A 16,815-nucleotide genomic window follows, 5' to 3' on the forward strand; every position below is an offset into this window, starting at 1 on the left:
TAATGAAAGACAAGAGAACCACTCTGGACGAGGCCGTCTCCTCCATCGAGAGCGGCATGACCATCGGCATCGGCGGCTGGGGGTCGCGGCGCAAGCCGATGGCCTTCATCCGCGCGCTGCTGCGCACCGACGTCAAGGATCTGACGGTGGTCACCTACGGCGGGCCCGATCTGGGCCTGTTGTGCTCGGCCGACAAGGTCAAGCGCGTCTACTACGGCTTCGTCTCGCTGGACTCGCCGCCGTTCTACGATCCGTGGTTCGCCAAGGCCCGCACCACCGGAGCCATCGAGGCCCGTGAGATGGACGAGGGCATGCTGCGCTGCGGGCTGCAGGCCGCCGCGCAACGGCTGCCGTTCCTGCCGATCCGCGCCGGACTGGGCAGCGACGTCCGGACCTTCTGGGGTGACGAACTCAAGACCGTGACATCTCCCTACGGGGACGAAGAATTGGTGGCGATGCCGGCGCTGAACCTGGACGCCGCGTTCGTGCACCTGAACCTGGGTGATGCCCGCGGCAATGCCGCCTACACCGGGATCGACCCGTACTTCGACGATCTGTTCCTGATGTCGGCCCAGCGGCGCTTCCTCAGCGTGGAGAAGGTGGTGTCCACCGAGGAGCTGGTCAGTTCGGTGGTGCCGCAACAGCTGCTGATCAACCGGATGATGGTCGACACCGTGGTGGAGGCGCCCAACGGTGCGCATTTCACCACGAACGAACCCGATTACAAGCGCGACGAGAAGTTCCAGCGCCACTACGCCGAGGCGGCGGGATCCGACGAGACCTGGGCCGAGTTCGTCACGACCTACCTGTCCGGCAGCGAGGCCGACTACCAGGCCGCGGTGCGCAAGTTCGCCGAAGCACAGAAGGAAGGAGCCAAGTGATGTCGGTGACCCGTGCCGAGGTGTGCGCTGTCGCGTGCGCCGAATTGTTCCGTGACGCAGGCGAGATCATGGTCTCGCCGATGACCACGATCGTCCAGATCGGGGCCCGGTTGGCTCGACTGACCTTCTCCCCCGATATCGTGCTGACCGACGGTGAGGCCCGCATCATCGCCGATACCCCGGCCATCGGAGCTCCCGCGGCGATCGAGGGCTGGATGCCGTTCAATAAGGTCTTCGAGACCCTGTCCTGGGGGCGGCGCCACGTCGTGATGGGCGCCAACCAGATCGACCGCTTCGGGAACCAGAACCTTTCGGCGTTCGGCCCCATCCAGCATCCGACCCGGCAGATGTTCGGTGTGCGCGGCGCGCCCGGCAACAGCATCAATCACGCCACCAGCTACTTCGTGGGCAACCACTCCAAGCGGGTGTTCACCGATTCCGTCGATATCGTCTCCGGGATCGGCTGGGACAAGGTCGATCCCGCCAACCCGGCCTTCCGGTTCGCCAACATCTACCGGGTGGTTACCAACCTCGGTGTCTTCGATTTCAACGGTCCCGATCACCAGTTCCGCGCGGTCTCGCTGCACCCCGGTGTCGAGGCGGATCAGGTCGCCGAGAACACATCTTTTGAGGTGCACGGTCTGAGCGAGGCCGAGACCACCCGGGTGCCCAGCGGTGACGAGCAGAAACTGCTCCGCGAGGTCATCGACCCGAGAGGCCTCAGGGACCGAGAGATCAAGTAGGAGAGGTCTAGTCATGACCACACTCAAGACTCCGCTGACCGAACTGGTCGGCATCGAGCACCCCGTCGTGCAGACCGGTATGGGCTGGGTGGCGGGCGCCCGGCTGGTGGCGGCGACGTCCAACGCGGGCGGCCTCGGCATCCTGGCCTCGGCGACGATGACGCTGACAGAGCTCACCACCGCCGTCGCCAAGGTCAAGGCGGCCACCGACAAACCGTTCGGCATCAACATCCGCGCCGACGCCGGCGACGCGAACGACCGCGTCGACCTCCTGATCCGCGAAGGAGTCAAAGTTGCCTCCTTCGCTTTAGCACCCAAGCCCGACCTGATCGCCAGGCTCAAAGAGGCCGGCGTGGTGGTCATTCCGTCGGTCGGGCTGGCCAAGCACGCCAAGAAGGTCGCCGGCTGGGGCGCGGACGCGGTGATCGTGCAGGGCGGTGAGGGTGGTGGCCACACCGGCCCGATCGCGACCACCCTGCTGCTGCCGTCGGTGCTCGACGCCGTCGCCGACACCGGTATGCCGGTGATCGCCGCGGGTGGCTTCTTCGACGGTCGCGGTCTGGCCGCGGCGTTGTCCTACGGCGCGGCCGGGGTCGCGATGGGCACCCGCTTCCTGCTGACCTCGGACTCGACCGTCCCCGACGCCGTCAAGCAGCGCTACCTGGACGCGGCGCTGGACGGCACCGTCGTCTCCACCCGCGTGGACGGCATGCCGCACCGGGTGCTGCGCACCGGATTGGTGGAGAAGCTGGAGAGCGGTTCACCGGTACGCGGTTTCGCGGCGGCGATCGGCAATGCACAGAAGTTCAAGAAGCTGTCCGGGATGACCTGGAAATCCATGGTCACCGATGGTCTGGCCATGCGGCACGGCAAGGACCTCACCTGGGCGCAGGTCGTGATGGCGGCAAACACCCCGATGCTGCTCAAGGCCGGTCTGGTCGAGGGCAACACCGACGCCGGGGTGCTCGCCTCCGGTCAGGTGGCCGGCATTCTCGACGACCTGCCGTCATGCGCGGACTTGGTGCCACAGATCGTCGCCGAGGCCGTGGCGCACCTACGGGACGCGTCCTCCTTCATCACATCGTAATGAAGTAAATAGCTTCATCATGGTGATATGAAGCTATTATCTTCATATGATGCCGGTTCAGTCCTCAGCTTCATTTCGGGCCACCGTGATCGGCGACGTGGTCGATTCACGGCGGGCGGCCGACCGACGAGCGCTTCACCGACAGCTGACCGCCGCACTCGGCACGGTCGCCGCCGACGCCCTGGACGCTCCTGCCCTCACCGTCGGTGACGAGTTCCAGGGCAGCTACCCGCACGTCGGCGCCGCGCTGGCGGCGGCATGGCAGGTGCGGCTGGCACTCGCTCCCGCCGTGGATGTCCGGTTCGGCATCGGATGGGGGCCGGTGAGCGTGCTCGACGAGGCCACCGGCATTCAGGACGGAGCCGGTTGGTGGGCGGCCCGGGAGGCCATCGAATGGACCGCCGAAGCGCAGCGCCAACCCGGGCTGGCGCTGGTGCGCACCACCTACCGCAGCAGCACCGACGCCGGACCTTCCCCGAACACCGTCAACGCCGCCCTGATGTGTCGGGACCACATGTTTGGATCACTGGATGAGAGGTCCGTCCGCATCCTGAAAGGTCTCGTGTCCCACCGGTCCAAGAAGGAACTCGCCGCCGAGGAGAAGATCAGCCCGTCGGCGGTCTCCCAACGCGCCGGCCGGGACGGTCTGGACCTCATCATCCTCTCCTCCCAGTACCTTTCGGAGATCACATGAGTATCCTGGCGGTCTTTCTGATCGCCGTCGGTATCGCGGACATCAGCCGCAGACTCATCGGAGCCCGCTGGCTGCGGCCGGTGATCGGCGCCGCAGCCCTCGTGGGGTGGGCCATGCTGGCAGGGTTGTGGCACCCCGGCGACCTTGCGCTGCTGGCTCTCGCATCGGTCGGGGTGGTCGGCTGGCAGGTGTCCTGTGAGCGCGCCGAACGGACGAGCAGCCACCAGGCCACCGCGCTGGTGGTGTTGGGCGGCACCATCACGGCGTTGATTCTGTTGTCCGGTTGGGCGTCCGAGGTCGACGGCCCGGTCGCCCAGTGGGTCTCGTGGGTCGATCTGCACGTATCGGGTGACCGTGCCCTGACGGTGCTGGGGGTGCTGCTGGTACAGGTGGCCACCGCCAACCAGGTGGTGCGGCTGATCCTCGGATCGGTGGGCTCGGTCAAGCCCGTCGGGCAGCCGCAGGCCTCAGATCAACTCAAGGGCGGCCGCCTACTGGGACCGATGGAACGACTGCTGATCGTCGGGCTCGGGGTGGCCGGCCAGCTCACCTTGGCGTCGGCGGTGGTGGCGGCCAAGAGCATCATCCGGTTTCCGGAGATCAGCGCCACACGTGACCGCGGCGGTAAGCCCGCCGGCGGGGTTGCCGTCGGAATCGATGACGTGACCGAGTACTTCCTCGTGGGCAGCCTCGCCAGCTGGATGCTGTCATTCGCCGGCCTGGCGCTGATCGCTGCCACGGGCTGACGGGCATTACGCGCGAAACCATCTCGGCGCCACACACGCATTCCTACACTCCAGACATGAAGACCAACGCGGCGATTCTGTGGGAGTACGGCGGCGACTGGACCGTGGAGGAGATCGACCTCGATCCGCCGGGCGACGGTGAGGTGCTGGTGTCCTGGGAGGCGACCGGGCTGTGCCACTCCGACGAACACATCCGCACCGGCGACCTGCCCGCCCCGCTGCCCCTGATCGGCGGCCATGAGGGTGCCGGGATCGTGCGCGAGGTCGGGGCCGGCGTCGTCGGGCTCGCCCCCGGCGATCACGTGGTCGCCTCGTTCCTGCCGGCCTGCGGGCGCTGCCGGTTCTGCTCGACCGGCCACCAGAACCTCTGCGACCTCGGCGCGATGATCATGGCGGGAACCCAACTCGACGGCACCTACCGGCGCCGGGCACGGGACCAGAACGTCGGCGTGATGGCCCTGGTCGGCACGTTCTCCCAATACGGCACCGTGCCCGAGGCCTCCATCGTCAAGATCGACGATGACATTCCGCTGTCCCGGGCCTGCCTGCTGGGCTGCGGTGTCACCACCGGCTGGGGTTCGGCGGTCAACACCGCCGACGTCGCACCCGGCGACACCGTCGTGATCATCGGGCTCGGCGGCATCGGCAGCGGCGCCGTCCAGGGCGCGCGGCTGGCCGGTGCGGAGAAGATCATCGTCGTCGAACCGGTGGAAGCCAAGCGGGACTTGGCTTTCCGATTCGGCGCCACCCACTTTGCCACCTCACTGCCCGAAGCCACCGCACTGGTCGCCGAGCTGACCCGCGGGGTGATGGCGGATTCGGCCATCCTCACCGTCGGGCTACTGGAGGGCGCCATGCTCGAGGATGCCGCCAACATCATCCGCAAGGGCGGCGCGGTGGTCATGACGGCACTGTCGACGATGGCCGACAACTCCCCGACCCTCGGAATGATGATGTTCACGCTGTTCCAGAAGCGGCTGCTGGGCAGCCTTTACGGGGAGGCCAACCCACGCGCGGACATCCCGCGGCTGCTGTCGCTCTACCGGGAGGGCAAGCTGCTGCTCGATGAGACCGTCACCCACGAGTACAAACTCGCCGAGGTCAACGAGGGCTACCAGGACATGCGCGACGGACGCAATATCCGCGGGGTGATCCTGCACGACCACTGAGCCCGCCGTGGGCACCGGCAACCTCGACGAAACGCACAGGTAACCGGATAACAGCGAAGCTGCCCGATCCTGTTCCCATGTCGGCACCCACCAAGAGCCAGCGCAAGCGCGTGCACCCCGTTGACGAGGTGCTTCCCCTTCCGAAGCTGGCCGCCTACGGCTTCCAGCACGTCGTCGCGTTCTACGCGGGCGCGGTGCTGGTGCCGATCCTGATCGCCAACGCCCTGGGGCTGTCCGGCGAAGAACTCGTCATGCTGATCACCGCCGACTTGTTCACCTGCGGCGTGGCCTCGATCATCCAGGCGGTCGGGTTCAAGAACGTCGGGGTGCGGCTGCCGCTGCTGCAGGGCGTGACCTTCGCGGGCGTCGCCCCGATCATCGCGATCGGCCTGGCCCACGGAGGCGGGACCGCGAGCCTGCTCTACGTCTACGGTGCGGTGATCGTGGCCGGTGTCTTCACCTTCCTGATCGCCCCCGTCTTCGTGAAGCTGCTCAAGTTCTTCCCGCCCGTGGTGACCGGCACGCTCATCACCATCATCGGCTTGTGTCTGGTGCCCATCGGTGCGCTGGACGCGGTGACCAACCCGGCCACCCACGAGCCCGACCCCACCAACCTGCGCTGGGTTCTCTACGCGCTGGGCACCATCGCCGTGATCGTGGCGATCCAGCGGATCTTCCGAGGCTTCATGTCCACCATCGCCGTGCTGCTGGGCCTGATCGCCGGCTGCGCGGTGGCGTTCGCCTTGGGCGACATGAACTTCGACCGGGTCGGTGCGGCCTCGATGTTCGGGTTCACACCGCCGTTCGTGTTCGGCATGCCCAAGTTCGACATCGTCGCGATCATCACGATGATCATCGTGATGATGATCATCGCGGTGGAGTCGACCGGTAGCACACTGGCCACCGGTGAGATCGTCGGCAAGCGGGTCCGCCCGTCCGATATCGGCAATGTGCTGCGTGCCGACGGCGTGGCCACCACCATCGGCGGCATCTTCAACTCGTTTCCCTACACCGCGTTCTCCGAGAATGTCGGCCTGGTGCGACTCACCGGGGTGAAGAGCCGCTGGGTGGTCGCGGCCGCCGGCGTCATCATGATCATGTTGGGTTTCCTGCCCAAGGTGGCCGCCATCGTGGCGTCGATCCCGAACCCGGTGCTCGGTGGCGCGGCCCTGGTGCTGTTCGCCACCGTCGCCGTCGTCGGCATCCAGACGCTGGGCAAGGTCGACTTCACCGACCACCGCAACGTCATCATCGTGACCACCAGCCTGGCGCTGGCCCTGCTGGTGACGTCGTACCCGGGCATCTCATCGGCATTGCCTGCCGGACTGGACATCCTGTTCGGCAGCGGTATCAGCACCGGTGCCATCACCGCCATCGTGCTCAATATCGTGTTCTTCCACCTCGGGAAGAAGGGACCGCGGGTTGCCGGCGGCGGCTCCATCTCCCTCGACGAGGTGAACACCATGACCCGGGAACGTTTCACCGAGGTGTTCGGACACGTGGTGCAGGACGTCGCGTGGGCCGCCGACCGTGCCTATGAGCAGCGACCGTTCGCCGACACCACCGCACTGCGGGAGGCGTTCCAGGATGCGGTGCTGACCGGCACCACCGACCAGCAGGAGGAACTCCTCAACGCCTTCCATGATCTGGGCGCCGAGGACGAGACGGGGCAGGTGCTGGCGGTCGACCATGTGGCGCTGAGCAATCTCGACGAGGATGACCACCAGGACGTCGTGGGCCTGGCCGCCGCCTACCGCGAACACTTCGGCTTCCCGCTGATCATCTGCGCGCGGGAGACCGAGCGCTTCGATAGGGTGCTGCGCAATGGTTGGTCGCGGATCGACAATTCCGCGGCCACCGAGAAGGCCTACGCGTTGATCGAGGTGGCAAAGATCGCCAACTACCGCTTCACCGATCTGGTCGCCGACGCCAATCCCATTGCCGCGGCCCGGTTCGGCAGGCTCAACGAACTCTCGTGAAGGCGATCGGACTGGAGGATTTCAACGCGCTGTCCGACCGGCAACGGATGCACCTGCTGTTCGACGTGTGCTCATCGACGATCTGGGCGCGACGGGTGGTGGCGGGCTCACCGTTCCGGGATGCCGAAGCCCTCTACGACCGGGCCGACCGGGTGCTCGCCGAACTACCCGACGCCGAGATCGATGCCGCCCTCGACGGCCACCCACGCATCGGCGCCTCGGTGTCCGCGGCGCACAGCCCGTCGTCGGCCCGCGAGCAGGCCCGGGTCGCCGACGCCGGGGACGCGGTGAAAGCCGCACTGGCAGAGAAGAACCGCGAGTACGAGGACAGGTTCGGCTATGTCTACCTGGTGTGCGCCAGCGGGCGCTCCGCCGATGAACTGCTGGCCATCCTGGCCGACCGCCTCGACAACGATCCGGAGACCGAGCGCCGCGTCATGCGGAGCGAGCTGGCCAAGATCAACCGGTTGCGCCTGGAACGCCTGCTGAGCGAGCCGACATGATAGGCAGCATGACCCTTTCCACACATGTCCTGGACGCCACCACCGGCCGGCCCGCCGTCGGCGTCATTGTCACCCTCACCGCCGCGGGGACCACGGTCGCCGACGGCATCACCGATGCCGATGGCCGCATCGCGGGACTGGGCGCGGAACTGGCCGCCGGGGTGTACCGGCTGCATTTCGACACCGGCGCCTATTTCGCCGCCGAGGGGATCAACGGTTTCTATCCGGAGGTCGTGATCGCCTTCGAGATCACCGATCTGACGGGTCACTACCACGTGCCGCTGCTGTTGTCCCCGTACGCCTACTCCACCTATCGAGGGAGCTGAACGTGAAGGTCGTGATCATCGGTGCGGGCATGGGCGGAATGAGCGCCGCCATCGCCCTGCGCCAGATCGGCATCGAGACCGCGGTCTACGAGCGGGTCAGCGAGAACAAGCCGGTCGGCGCCGCCATCTCGGTGTGGTCCAACGGGGTGAAATGCCTCAATTACCTTGGTCTGCAGGAAGAAACCGCAGAACTGGGTGGCATCGTCGAGACCATGAGCTATATCGACGCGCACACCGGTGAGACCATGTGCCGCTTCTCCATGCAGCCGCTGATCGACGAGGTCGGGCAGCGTCCGTACCCGATCGCCCGGGCCGAACTGCAGTCGATGCTGATGCAGGCGTATGGCATGGACGCCATCAACTTCGGCATGAAGATGGTCAGCGTGGAGAACGATGCGACCGGGACCAGCGCGAAGGCGACCTTCGCCGACGGGACCACTGTGACCGCCGATGTGATCATCGGCGCCGACGGCGCGAGTTCGATCACCCGCGAGTACGTGCTCGGCGCCCCGGTGACCCGGCGCTACGCCGGCTACGTCAACTTCAACGGCCTCGTCGATACCGACGACGCGATCGGGCCCGTCACCGAATGGACCACGTATGTCGGTGAGGGCAAACGTGTCTCGGTGATGCCGGTGGCGGGCGGACGCTTCTACTTCTTCTTCGACGTTGTCGAACCCGAGGGTGTGCCGTACGAGAGAGGCACCGCCCGCGAGGTGTTGCGCGGTCACTTCGCGGGCTGGGCTCCCGGGGTGCAGACGCTGATCGACAAGCTGGATCCGCAGACCACGAACCGGGTGGAGATCCTGGACCTGGATCCCTTCCACACCTGGGTCAAGGGCCGGGTCGCTGTCCTCGGTGATGCGGCGCACAACACCACACCCGATATCGGGCAGGGCGGTTGCTCGGCCATGGAGGACGCCATCGAACTGCAGTGGGCGTTCAAGGATCACCCCGGCGATGTGCACGCCGCGCTGGCCGCGTATCAGTCCGCCCGCACCGAACGGGCCGGTGAACTCGTGCTGCGGGCGCGCAAACGCTGCGATGTCACCCACGCCAAGGATCCGCAGGCGACCGCGCAGTGGTATGACGAACTGCGAAAAGAGGATGGCACCAACGTCATCCGCGGCATCGTCGGCAACATCCTGGGCGGGCCGCTCACCCCGGCCCGGTGACCAGCCGACCTCGCACGTAGACACCATCGATGACGTCCTCACGCATGCTCATCAGCAGGGTGAACAGCAGGCGGTCGGCATCTTCGGGGTCTGTCCGCGCCAGCAGTTCGGGCAGCAACGCCTGACGTTGCGGGTCGATGACGAGGAAGTCGGCCTCCTTACCGGCGTCCAGGTTGCCGATCCGGTCCTCGAGATCCAGGGCCCGCGCACCGGCCAGCGTCGCGGTGAACAGCAGGTCGGCGGGCGGGATCGAGAGGCCCTGCCCCTCAGGCTCGCTGATGTGCACCTTGAAGCAGTCGTTGAGCACCCGGGGGATCAGCCATTCGTCCCCGGCGGACACATCGGTTCCCAGCGCCACGGTGACCCCGCTCGCGGTGGTACGACGCCAGGGCATGGTGCCCGATCCGAGAAACAGCTGCGAGGTCGGGCAGTGTGCGATCGAGCTGCCGGTCTCGGCCAACCGCGACAGCTCATGGTCGGTGCAGTGCACCGCGTGCGCGAAGATGCTGCGCCGCCCCAGCATCGACCGGCCGCCGCCCGCGCACCGCCCGTCGTAGGTGTCCAGGTAGTGCTCCACACCGTAATCGGCTCGTACCGCCGCGATCTCGCCGCGATTCTCCGACAGGTGGGTGTGGAAGTAGACACCGTCGGCGCTGGCGTCTACGTAGAGTTCTCCCAGTGCGCGCAGTGTCGTCTCGGTGACCGAGAGCGCGAAGCGGGGCACCACCGCCACCTGGGTGAGTCCGCCGGCACGGTTGTGCCATCGTTCGATCTCGTTGTGGGTGAGGCCGATTGCCTCGGACTCGCCGGTCAACAGCGGCCCGGCGGCCACAGGGCCCACCGTCTGGATGCCACGCCCGGATATCGTGCGCAGACCCGCGGCGATCGATTCCTCGAACAGGGCGTCCTGGGCAAGCGGAAAGGCCGATCCGAACACCAGCGCCGTGGTGGTTCCGACCGCGATGCGCCGGCTGCAGAAGTCCTGTGCGACGCGACGCGCGTAATCGGTGTCGGCGAGCATCGCCTCCGCCGGAAAGATGCAGCGCTGCAACCAGTCCAGCAGCTGACCACCGCCGTAGGAGTCCACACAGTGGGTCTGCGGGAAATGGATGTGGGTGTCGACGAAACCGGGCAGCAGGAAGCCCGGACGGCAGTCGACGATCTCGGCGCCGGCCGCCGACTCGGGCAGCCCCGGGTACGCACCGCTGTAGCGGATCATCCCGGCGTCATCGACTGCCAGCGCACCGTCGGGGATGCTCACCAGATGTTCGCGCGCACCGTCGAGGCGTGGCGCACCGCCGATGTGGATCAGATGACCGCGGTACACACGCATACACCGATTGTCACAGTGTCTGTGCCACCGCGCAGGTCATCGGTTTCGGCCTGCGCGCGCCCGGAACGGCGACTACGGTCGATAGATGGACCTCAACACGGTCGAGGCGGTGCACATCCCCACCCGCCGCGACGAGGTGTGGCCGCTGGGACCCACCGACGCCGTCCTCGCCGGCGGCACATGGCTGTTCTCCGAACCGCAGCCAACGGTGACCCGGCTCGTCGACATCACCCGGCTGGGGTGGCCGCCGGTCACCCTGGGCCCGGACGGCTTGGAACTCGCGGCGACCTGCACGCTCGACGAAGTCGCCACGCTGTCAACGACATTGCCCTCGGAATGCACGGCCGCCCCGTTGTTCCGGCAGTGCTGCACCGCGCTGCTCGCCTCGTTCAAGATCTGGCGCACCGCGACCGTCGGGGGCAACATCTGCCTGTCCTTTCCCGCTGGAGCGATGATCTCGCTGTGCACGGCGCTGGATGCCGCGGTGACCGTGTGGCGGGCCGACGGCTCCGAGTACACATTGCCGGTCACCGAGTTCGTCACCGGCGAGGCCACCAACGTGCTGACGACCGGTGACGTCCTTCGTGCCGTCCACATACCCCTGGCGGCGCTGCGGGCCCGGACCGCCTACCGCAAGCTCGCGCCGTCTCCGCTTGGCCGGTCCGGCGTGGTGATCATCGGGCGCAGTGACGAAAGCGGCGGGTTCGTGCTGTCGGTGACGGCGGCCACGGTACGGCCTTACGTGTTCCGATTCTCCACGGCACCCTCCCCCGACGACCTGCGGGCGGCCCTGGCCGGGATCCCGGAGGAGGACCTGACCCGCGACGCGCACGGCGACCCGGACTGGCGCCGGGCGGTGACGCTGACACTTGCCGAGCAGATCCGCGCCGAGCTGGCATGAAGCTCTCGGTCAACGGTTCCGACTGCGACGGGGACCCACGCCCCGGTCAGTGCCTGCGCACCTTCCTGCGCGAACACGGTCACTTCGAGGTCAAGAAGGGCTGCGACGCCGGGGACTGCGGCGCCTGCTCGGTGCTCGTCGACGGCGCGGCGGTGCATTCCTGCGTATTCCCGGCTTTCCGGGCCGCGGGCTTGTCGGTGACGACGGCCGCCGGTCTGGGTACGCCGGATGACCTGCACCCCGTGCAGCGCCGCTTCGTGGAGGCGGCCGGATTCCAGTGCGGATTCTGCACCGCCGGGATGGTCACCACCGCAACCACATTGACCCGGGAACAGATGTCGGATCTGCCGGAGCAACTCAAGGGCAACCTCTGCCGCTGTACCGGCTACCGGGCGATCACCGATGCGCTGGCCGGGGTGGTCAACATCGACAAATCCGATCTCCACGATGCGGGTAGGTCCATCGGCGCCCCAGCGGGGGTGCGGGTGGTCACCGGCACCGAGGAATACACCATGGACGACGCGCCCGCCGGGTTGCTGCACATGGCCGTGTTGCCGAGCCCGCTGGCCCACGCACGCATCCGGTCGATCGACACCGCGGCGGCCGAGGCGATGCCGGGGGTGCGGCTGGTCCTCACCCACCGGGACAGCCCGCCGGTGCTGTTCTCCACGGCCCGCCACGAACTGCGCGACGATGACCCCGATGACACCGCCATCCTGGACGACACCGTGCGATTCGTCGGCCAGCGCGTCGCGGCGGTAGTGGCGGATCGCTACGATATTGCCGAGAATGCCTGCCGGGCAATCATTGTGGAGTACGAGGCGCTACCAGCGGTATTCGATCCCGACGCTGCCAGATCCATGGACGCGCCGCTGTTGCACGCAGACAAGGACTCTGGGGCACGCATTGCCGATCCGAGCCGCAATCTGGTGGCCGAATTGCACGGCGAGGTGGGCGATGTGGCGTCCGGGATCGCCGCCGCCGAAGCCGCGGGCGGGGCCGTGGTGCGAGGCCGCTGGCAGACCCAGCGGGTTCAGCACATGCATCTGGAGACCCATGGCTGCACCGGATGGCGCGACGACTCCGGTCGGCTGGTGATCCGCACCAGCACGCAGGTGCCCTTCCTGGTGCGAAACGAGTTGTGTCACATCTTCGGTCTCGGCGTCGAGGACGTGCACGTGTTCACCAAGCGGGTGGGCGGCGGGTTCGGCGGGAAGCAGGAGATGCTCACCGAAGACCTGGTGGCTCTGGCGGTGCTGCGTCTCGGGGTACCGGTGCGCTACGAGTTCCAGCGCAGCGACCAGTTCACCGTGGCGCCCTGCCGGCACCCGTTCCGTGTCGACGTGACCGTGGCCGCCGACGGCACCGGGGCGCTCACCGCGCTGGCCATCGACGTCCTCGTCGATGCCGGGGCGTACGGCAACCACAGCCCCGGGGTGATGTTCCATGGTTGCGGTGAATCCGTTGCGGTGTACCGAAGTCCGAACAAACGAATCGACGCGCAGTCCGTCTACACCAACAACCTGCCCTCCGGCGCCTTCCGCGGGTACGGGCTCGGCCAGGTCATGTTCGCGATCGAGTCCGCCATGGACCAGCTCGCCGGCCGGCTCGGCATCGACCCCTTCGAGTTCCGGCGCCGCAATGTCATCGTGCCCGGGGACAGTTTCGTCGATTCCCATGTGCTCGACGACGATCTGACCTTCGGCAGCTATGGGCTGGACCAGTGCCTCGATCTCGCCGAGGCGGCCCTGCGGGCGGGCAACGGCGTGGCGGCGCCCGAGGGATGGCGGGTCGGCGAGGGCATGGCGGTCGCCATGATCGCGACGATTCCCCCGCGCGGGCATTTCGCGGAGGCGGCGGTGTCGGTCGACGCCGAGGGCATCTACACCCTGGACATCGGCACCACCGAATTCGGCAACGGGACCACCACGGTGCATACGCAGCTGGCCGCCCACGAGCTCAACACCGTCGCCGAGCAGATCAGGATCCGCCAATCGGACACGGCCACCACCGGTTACGACACCGGCGCGTTCGGCTCGGCGGGCACGGTGGTCGCCGGGCGGGCCACCCAACTCGCCGCCCGTGAGCTGCAGAACGCCATGGTCGCCGCCGCTTCCGAACTGACCGGGGTGTCACCGGCGCTGTGCAGGCTGGACCGCAACGGGGTGCAGTGCGGTGCGCAGCTGGTGGACTTCGGATCGCTGCCGGTGCCCATGACCGGCAGCGGAAAGCACGACGGCACACCGCGTTCGGTGGCCTTCAATGTGCACGCGTTCCGGGTCGCGGTGAACCCCGAGACCGGCGAGGTGTCGATCCTGCAGTCGATACAGGCCGCCGACGCCGGGGTGGTGATGAACCCGCAGCAGTGCCGCGGTCAGGTCGAGGGCGGCGTCGCGCAAGCGATCGGGTCGGCATTGTTCGAGGAGATCCAGATCGGTCCCGACGGCACGGTCGTGACCCAGACGCTGCGCAACTATCACGTCCCGCAGTTGGCGGACATCCCGGTGACCGAGGTCTACTTTGCCGACACCTACGATGAGCTGGGGCCGCTCGGCGCGAAGTCGATGAGCGAATCGCCGTACAACCCGGTCGCCCCCGCCCTGGCGAATGCCATCGCCCGGGCGTGCGGGGCGCGGGTCTATCAGTTGCCGATGACCCCGGCCCGGGTCTGGCGGGCGATCAGAGCCGTTCGATGATGGTGACGTTGGCGGTGCCGCCACCCTCGCACATGGTCTGCAGTCCGTAGCGACCGCCGGTGCGCTCCAACGTGTTCAGCATGGTGGCGAACAGCTTGGCACCGGTCGCGCCCAGCGGATGCCCCAGGGCTATGGCGCCGCCGCTGGGATTGACCTTCGCCGGGTCGGCACCGGTCTCCTTGATCCAGGCCTGCACCACCGGAGCGAAGGCCTCGTTGATCTCGACGGTGTCGATATCGCTCATCGACAGGCCGGTCTTCTCCAGCGCGTAGTGGGTGGCCGGGATGGGTCCGGTCAGCATGTACACCGGGTCGGCGCCCCGGGCGCTGATGTGGTGGATGCGGGCGCGCGGCTTGAGACCATGGGTCTTGACGGCGTCCTCCGACGCGAGCAGGACGGCACTGGCGCCGTCGGAGATCTGGCTGGCCATCGCGGCGGTCAGTCGTCCGCCCTCGACCAGGGTTTTCAGTCCGGCCATCTTCTCCAGCGAGGTCTCCCGCGGGCCCTCGTCGATGGCGAATCCGTCGACCGGGATGATCTCGTTCTCGAAGTACCCGGCCCGGATCGCTTCCTGGGCCCGCTGGTGGCTGGTCAACGCGAACTGCTCCATGTCCGCACGGGACAGGTTCCACTTCTCGGCGATCATCTCCGAGCCCCGGAACTGCGAGATCTCCTGATCGCCGTAGCGATGCAGCCAGCTCTTGGACTCGTTGGTCGGCGAGGTGAAGCCGAACTGCTCGCCGACGATCATCGCCGAACTGATCGGGATCTGGCTCATGTTCTGCATGCCGCCGGCGACGATCACATCGGCGGTCCCGGACATGATCGCCTGCGCGCCGAAGGAGATGGCCTGCTGGCTGGAGCCGCACTGGCGGTCCACGGTGACACCGGGAACCTCCTCGGGGAAGCCTGCGGCCAGCCACGACAGCCGGGCGATATTGCCGGCCTGCCCACCGATGGCGTCCACGCAGCCGGCGATCACATCGTCGACGGCGCCCGGGTCCAGATCGGTGCGCTCGAACAATCCCCGCCAGGCCGCCGCGCCGAGATCGACCGGATGCTGGCCGCTCAGCGACCCGTTGCGCTTGCCGATCGCGGTACGAACGGCATCGATGACGTACGCCTCAGCCATGTCAGACTCCTTTATCGGTGATTCCGCCAAGAACGATGGCGAGATATTGGCGGCCGACTTCCTCGGCCGTGAGGGGTCCGCCCGGTTGGTACCACCGGACCGACACCCAGGTGGTGTCACGGATGAAGCGATAGACCAGATCGACATCGAGGTCGGGCCGGAACGAGCCGTCGGCGATACCTTCGTGCAGCAGGTCGATCCACATCTTGCGCTGCTCGCGGTTGCGGTCGTCGACGAACGCGAACTGCGGAAGCGACGAGAGCCGCTTGGCCTCGTCCTGGTAGATGACCACCTGGGCGTGGCGGTGCTCGATCGCCTCGAAAGACGCCATGAACAGGCCCTTCACCCGGTCCAGCGGGGTGGATTCGGTAGCAACGATCTCCTGGTAGCGCTCGAACAGCCAGTCCAGGAAGTCCTTGAGCACCTCTTCGACCATCTGCTCTTTGGACTTGAAGTGGTGATACAGGCTGCCCGAGAGGATGCCCGCCGAGTCGGCGATATCGCGCACCGTGGTGGACTTGAGGCCGCGGTCGGCGAACATCGTCGCGGCGAGCTGCAGGAGCTCGTCGCGGCGGCTGGCCGGCTGTGTCATCTCGACAGCGTACCAACCAAGCACTTGCTAGGTAAGCCTCGGCCTCATCGGCGCATCAGCGCGAAGACGCCCCACCCCAGGTACTCACGTTGGTAGCGCGCGTAGCGGGCCGGTTCGGTCCTGAGATCGACCCGGATCTCGGCAGCCAGTTCGTCATCGGGATGGTCGTCGAGCCAGCGACGCATATTGAGCCATTGCGCCGCTTGGTACTGGTCCCAAGTCTCCTCATCGGCCAGCACCATCTGGACCACGTCGTAGCCGAGACCACCGAAGTGCTCGATCAACTCGGGCAGTCCCAGAAAGTCATCCTCGCCGCCTGCGAGGCAAGCCATGGCGGTATCCCGGTCCGGGACCCGCTTGCGCCAGAACGGTTCTCCGACCAGGATCAGTCCACCGGGACGCAAACTCCTGCCGAGCAGTTCGATGCTGCCCGCCACTCCGCCACCGATCCAGGTGGCACCAACGCAGGCGGCGAGATCAACCTGTTCCTCCGCGACGAACCCTGTCGCGTCGTCGTGCAGGAACGTGACCTGCTCTGCCACACCGAGTTCCACGGCGCGTGCACGGGCCTGCTCGGTGAACAGCGTGCTGATATCCACCCCGGTACCGGTGACCTGGTGGTCGCGTGCCCAGGTGCAGAGCAATTCGCCCGAGCCACTTCCGAGGTCGAGCACCCTGGTGCCGGGCGCCAGGTCCAGCGCCCGGCCCAGATAGGCGAGCTTGTCGGGGCTGAACGGGTTGTGGATACGGTGGTTGCTCTCCCGAATGGCGAAGATGCGCGGCAGATCCACCGGTTCGCTCCTGTCCGTCCTGCGGTGTCGGGTCCCGCGACGGTACTCGTTCGCGGGTCCGGAGTGC

16 protein-coding genes are annotated in these 16,815 nt (G+C 67.2%); 12 read left to right on the forward strand and 4 right to left on the reverse strand.

Annotated features, from left to right (window positions below; genetic code table 11):
- The first annotated feature begins 2 nt into the window (after positions 1 to 2).
- The 10 genes from ipdA to hpxO all read left to right on the forward strand — a co-directional run bounded on the left by ipdA (position 3) and on the right by hpxO (position 9,303).
- Complete coding sequence (ipdA, locus tag C6A86_RS25280) at positions 3 to 881, forward strand: cholesterol ring-cleaving hydrolase subunit IpdA (RefSeq protein ID WP_105363928.1); 879 nt, start codon at positions 3 to 5, stop codon at positions 879 to 881.
- The gene (gene ipdB, locus C6A86_RS25285; RefSeq protein ID WP_199196240.1) at positions 881 to 1,624 is read left to right on the forward strand and encodes a cholesterol ring-cleaving hydrolase subunit IpdB; all 744 of its coding nucleotides are present in this window, start codon (positions 881 to 883) and stop codon (positions 1,622 to 1,624) included. Before ipdA ends, ipdB begins: the two co-directional genes overlap by 1 nt.
- A 13-nt stretch (positions 1,625 to 1,637) precedes the next feature.
- Positions 1,638 to 2,711: a (3aS,4S,5R,7aS)-5-hydroxy-7a-methyl-1-oxo-octahydro-1H-indene-4-carboxyl-CoA dehydrogenase gene (ipdC, locus tag C6A86_RS25290; RefSeq protein ID WP_105363926.1), complete on the forward strand. Its 1,074-nt coding sequence runs from the start codon at positions 1,638 to 1,640 to the stop codon at positions 2,709 to 2,711.
- 46 nt (positions 2,712 to 2,757) lie between these two features.
- Complete coding sequence (locus tag C6A86_RS25295) at positions 2,758 to 3,405, forward strand: SatD family protein (protein WP_105363925.1); 648 nt, start codon at positions 2,758 to 2,760, stop codon at positions 3,403 to 3,405.
- Positions 3,402 to 4,151 (forward strand): hypothetical protein, encoded by a 750-nt coding sequence (locus C6A86_RS25300; RefSeq protein ID WP_105363924.1) that lies wholly within the window; start codon positions 3,402 to 3,404, stop codon positions 4,149 to 4,151. Before C6A86_RS25295 ends, C6A86_RS25300 begins: the two co-directional genes overlap by 4 nt.
- Positions 4,152 to 4,207: 56 nt before the next feature.
- Complete coding sequence (locus C6A86_RS25305) at positions 4,208 to 5,320, forward strand: NDMA-dependent alcohol dehydrogenase (protein WP_105363923.1); 1,113 nt, start codon at positions 4,208 to 4,210, stop codon at positions 5,318 to 5,320.
- A 77-nt stretch (positions 5,321 to 5,397) separates the two neighbouring features.
- A complete protein-coding gene (locus tag C6A86_RS25310) occupies positions 5,398 to 7,299 on the forward strand; it encodes a solute carrier family 23 protein (protein WP_105363922.1) in 1,902 nt (633 codons plus the stop codon).
- A gap of 47 nt (positions 7,300 to 7,346) precedes the next feature.
- Positions 7,347 to 7,802 carry a 2-oxo-4-hydroxy-4-carboxy-5-ureidoimidazoline decarboxylase gene (gene uraD, locus C6A86_RS25315; RefSeq protein WP_233213049.1) on the forward strand — a complete coding sequence of 152 codons (456 nt, stop codon included), beginning with the start codon at positions 7,347 to 7,349 and terminating at the stop codon, positions 7,800 to 7,802.
- A gap of 8 nt (positions 7,803 to 7,810) precedes the next feature.
- Complete coding sequence (gene uraH / locus C6A86_RS25320) at positions 7,811 to 8,128, forward strand: hydroxyisourate hydrolase (protein ID WP_105363920.1); 318 nt, start codon at positions 7,811 to 7,813, stop codon at positions 8,126 to 8,128.
- A 2-nt stretch (positions 8,129 to 8,130) separates the two neighbouring features.
- Positions 8,131 to 9,303 (forward strand): FAD-dependent urate hydroxylase HpxO, encoded by a 1,173-nt coding sequence (gene hpxO / locus C6A86_RS25325; protein WP_105363919.1) that lies wholly within the window; start codon positions 8,131 to 8,133, stop codon positions 9,301 to 9,303.
- On the opposite strand, the gene C6A86_RS25330 is transcribed toward hpxO, so the two are convergent.
- Positions 9,287 to 10,636 carry a guanine deaminase gene (locus tag C6A86_RS25330; RefSeq protein WP_105363918.1) on the reverse strand — a complete coding sequence of 450 codons (1,350 nt, stop codon included), beginning with the start codon at positions 10,634 to 10,636 and terminating at the stop codon, positions 9,287 to 9,289. The two genes, hpxO and C6A86_RS25330, sit on opposite strands and share 17 nt — an antisense overlap.
- Before the next feature lie 85 nt (positions 10,637 to 10,721).
- Here C6A86_RS25330 and C6A86_RS25335 point away from each other — a divergent pair, with 85 nt between their 5' ends.
- Both C6A86_RS25335 and C6A86_RS25340 read left to right on the forward strand, forming a co-directional pair.
- Positions 10,722 to 11,537 carry an FAD binding domain-containing protein gene (locus C6A86_RS25335; RefSeq protein WP_105363917.1) on the forward strand — a complete coding sequence of 272 codons (816 nt, stop codon included), beginning with the start codon at positions 10,722 to 10,724 and terminating at the stop codon, positions 11,535 to 11,537.
- Positions 11,534 to 14,233 (forward strand): molybdopterin cofactor-binding domain-containing protein, encoded by a 2,700-nt coding sequence (locus C6A86_RS25340; protein WP_105363916.1) that lies wholly within the window; start codon positions 11,534 to 11,536, stop codon positions 14,231 to 14,233. The genes C6A86_RS25335 and C6A86_RS25340 overlap by 4 nt, the downstream gene beginning before the upstream one ends.
- Here the strand turns inward: C6A86_RS25340 and fadA6 are convergent.
- Genes fadA6 through C6A86_RS25355 form a run of 3 tightly spaced genes read right to left on the reverse strand, consistent with a single transcriptional unit; the run spans position 14,217 to position 16,748 of the window.
- Positions 14,217 to 15,365 (reverse strand): steroid 3-ketoacyl-CoA thiolase FadA6, encoded by a 1,149-nt coding sequence (gene fadA6, locus C6A86_RS25345; protein WP_105363915.1) that lies wholly within the window; start codon positions 15,363 to 15,365, stop codon positions 14,217 to 14,219. The two genes, C6A86_RS25340 and fadA6, sit on opposite strands and share 17 nt — an antisense overlap.
- 1 nt (position 15,366) lies before the next feature.
- Entirely contained in the window at positions 15,367 to 15,957 is a 591-nt protein-coding gene (locus C6A86_RS25350; RefSeq protein ID WP_105363914.1) for a TetR/AcrR family transcriptional regulator, read from the reverse strand.
- A 44-nt stretch (positions 15,958 to 16,001) separates the two neighbouring features.
- Positions 16,002 to 16,748 carry a cyclopropane-fatty-acyl-phospholipid synthase family protein gene (locus tag C6A86_RS25355; protein ID WP_105363913.1) on the reverse strand — a complete coding sequence of 249 codons (747 nt, stop codon included), beginning with the start codon at positions 16,746 to 16,748 and terminating at the stop codon, positions 16,002 to 16,004.
- Positions 16,749 to 16,815 lie beyond the last annotated feature (67 nt).

Origin of the sequence: Mycobacterium sp. ITM-2016-00316, from assembly GCF_002968335.2 — a bacterium.
Lineage (GTDB): Bacteria > Actinomycetota > Actinomycetes > Mycobacteriales > Mycobacteriaceae > Mycobacterium.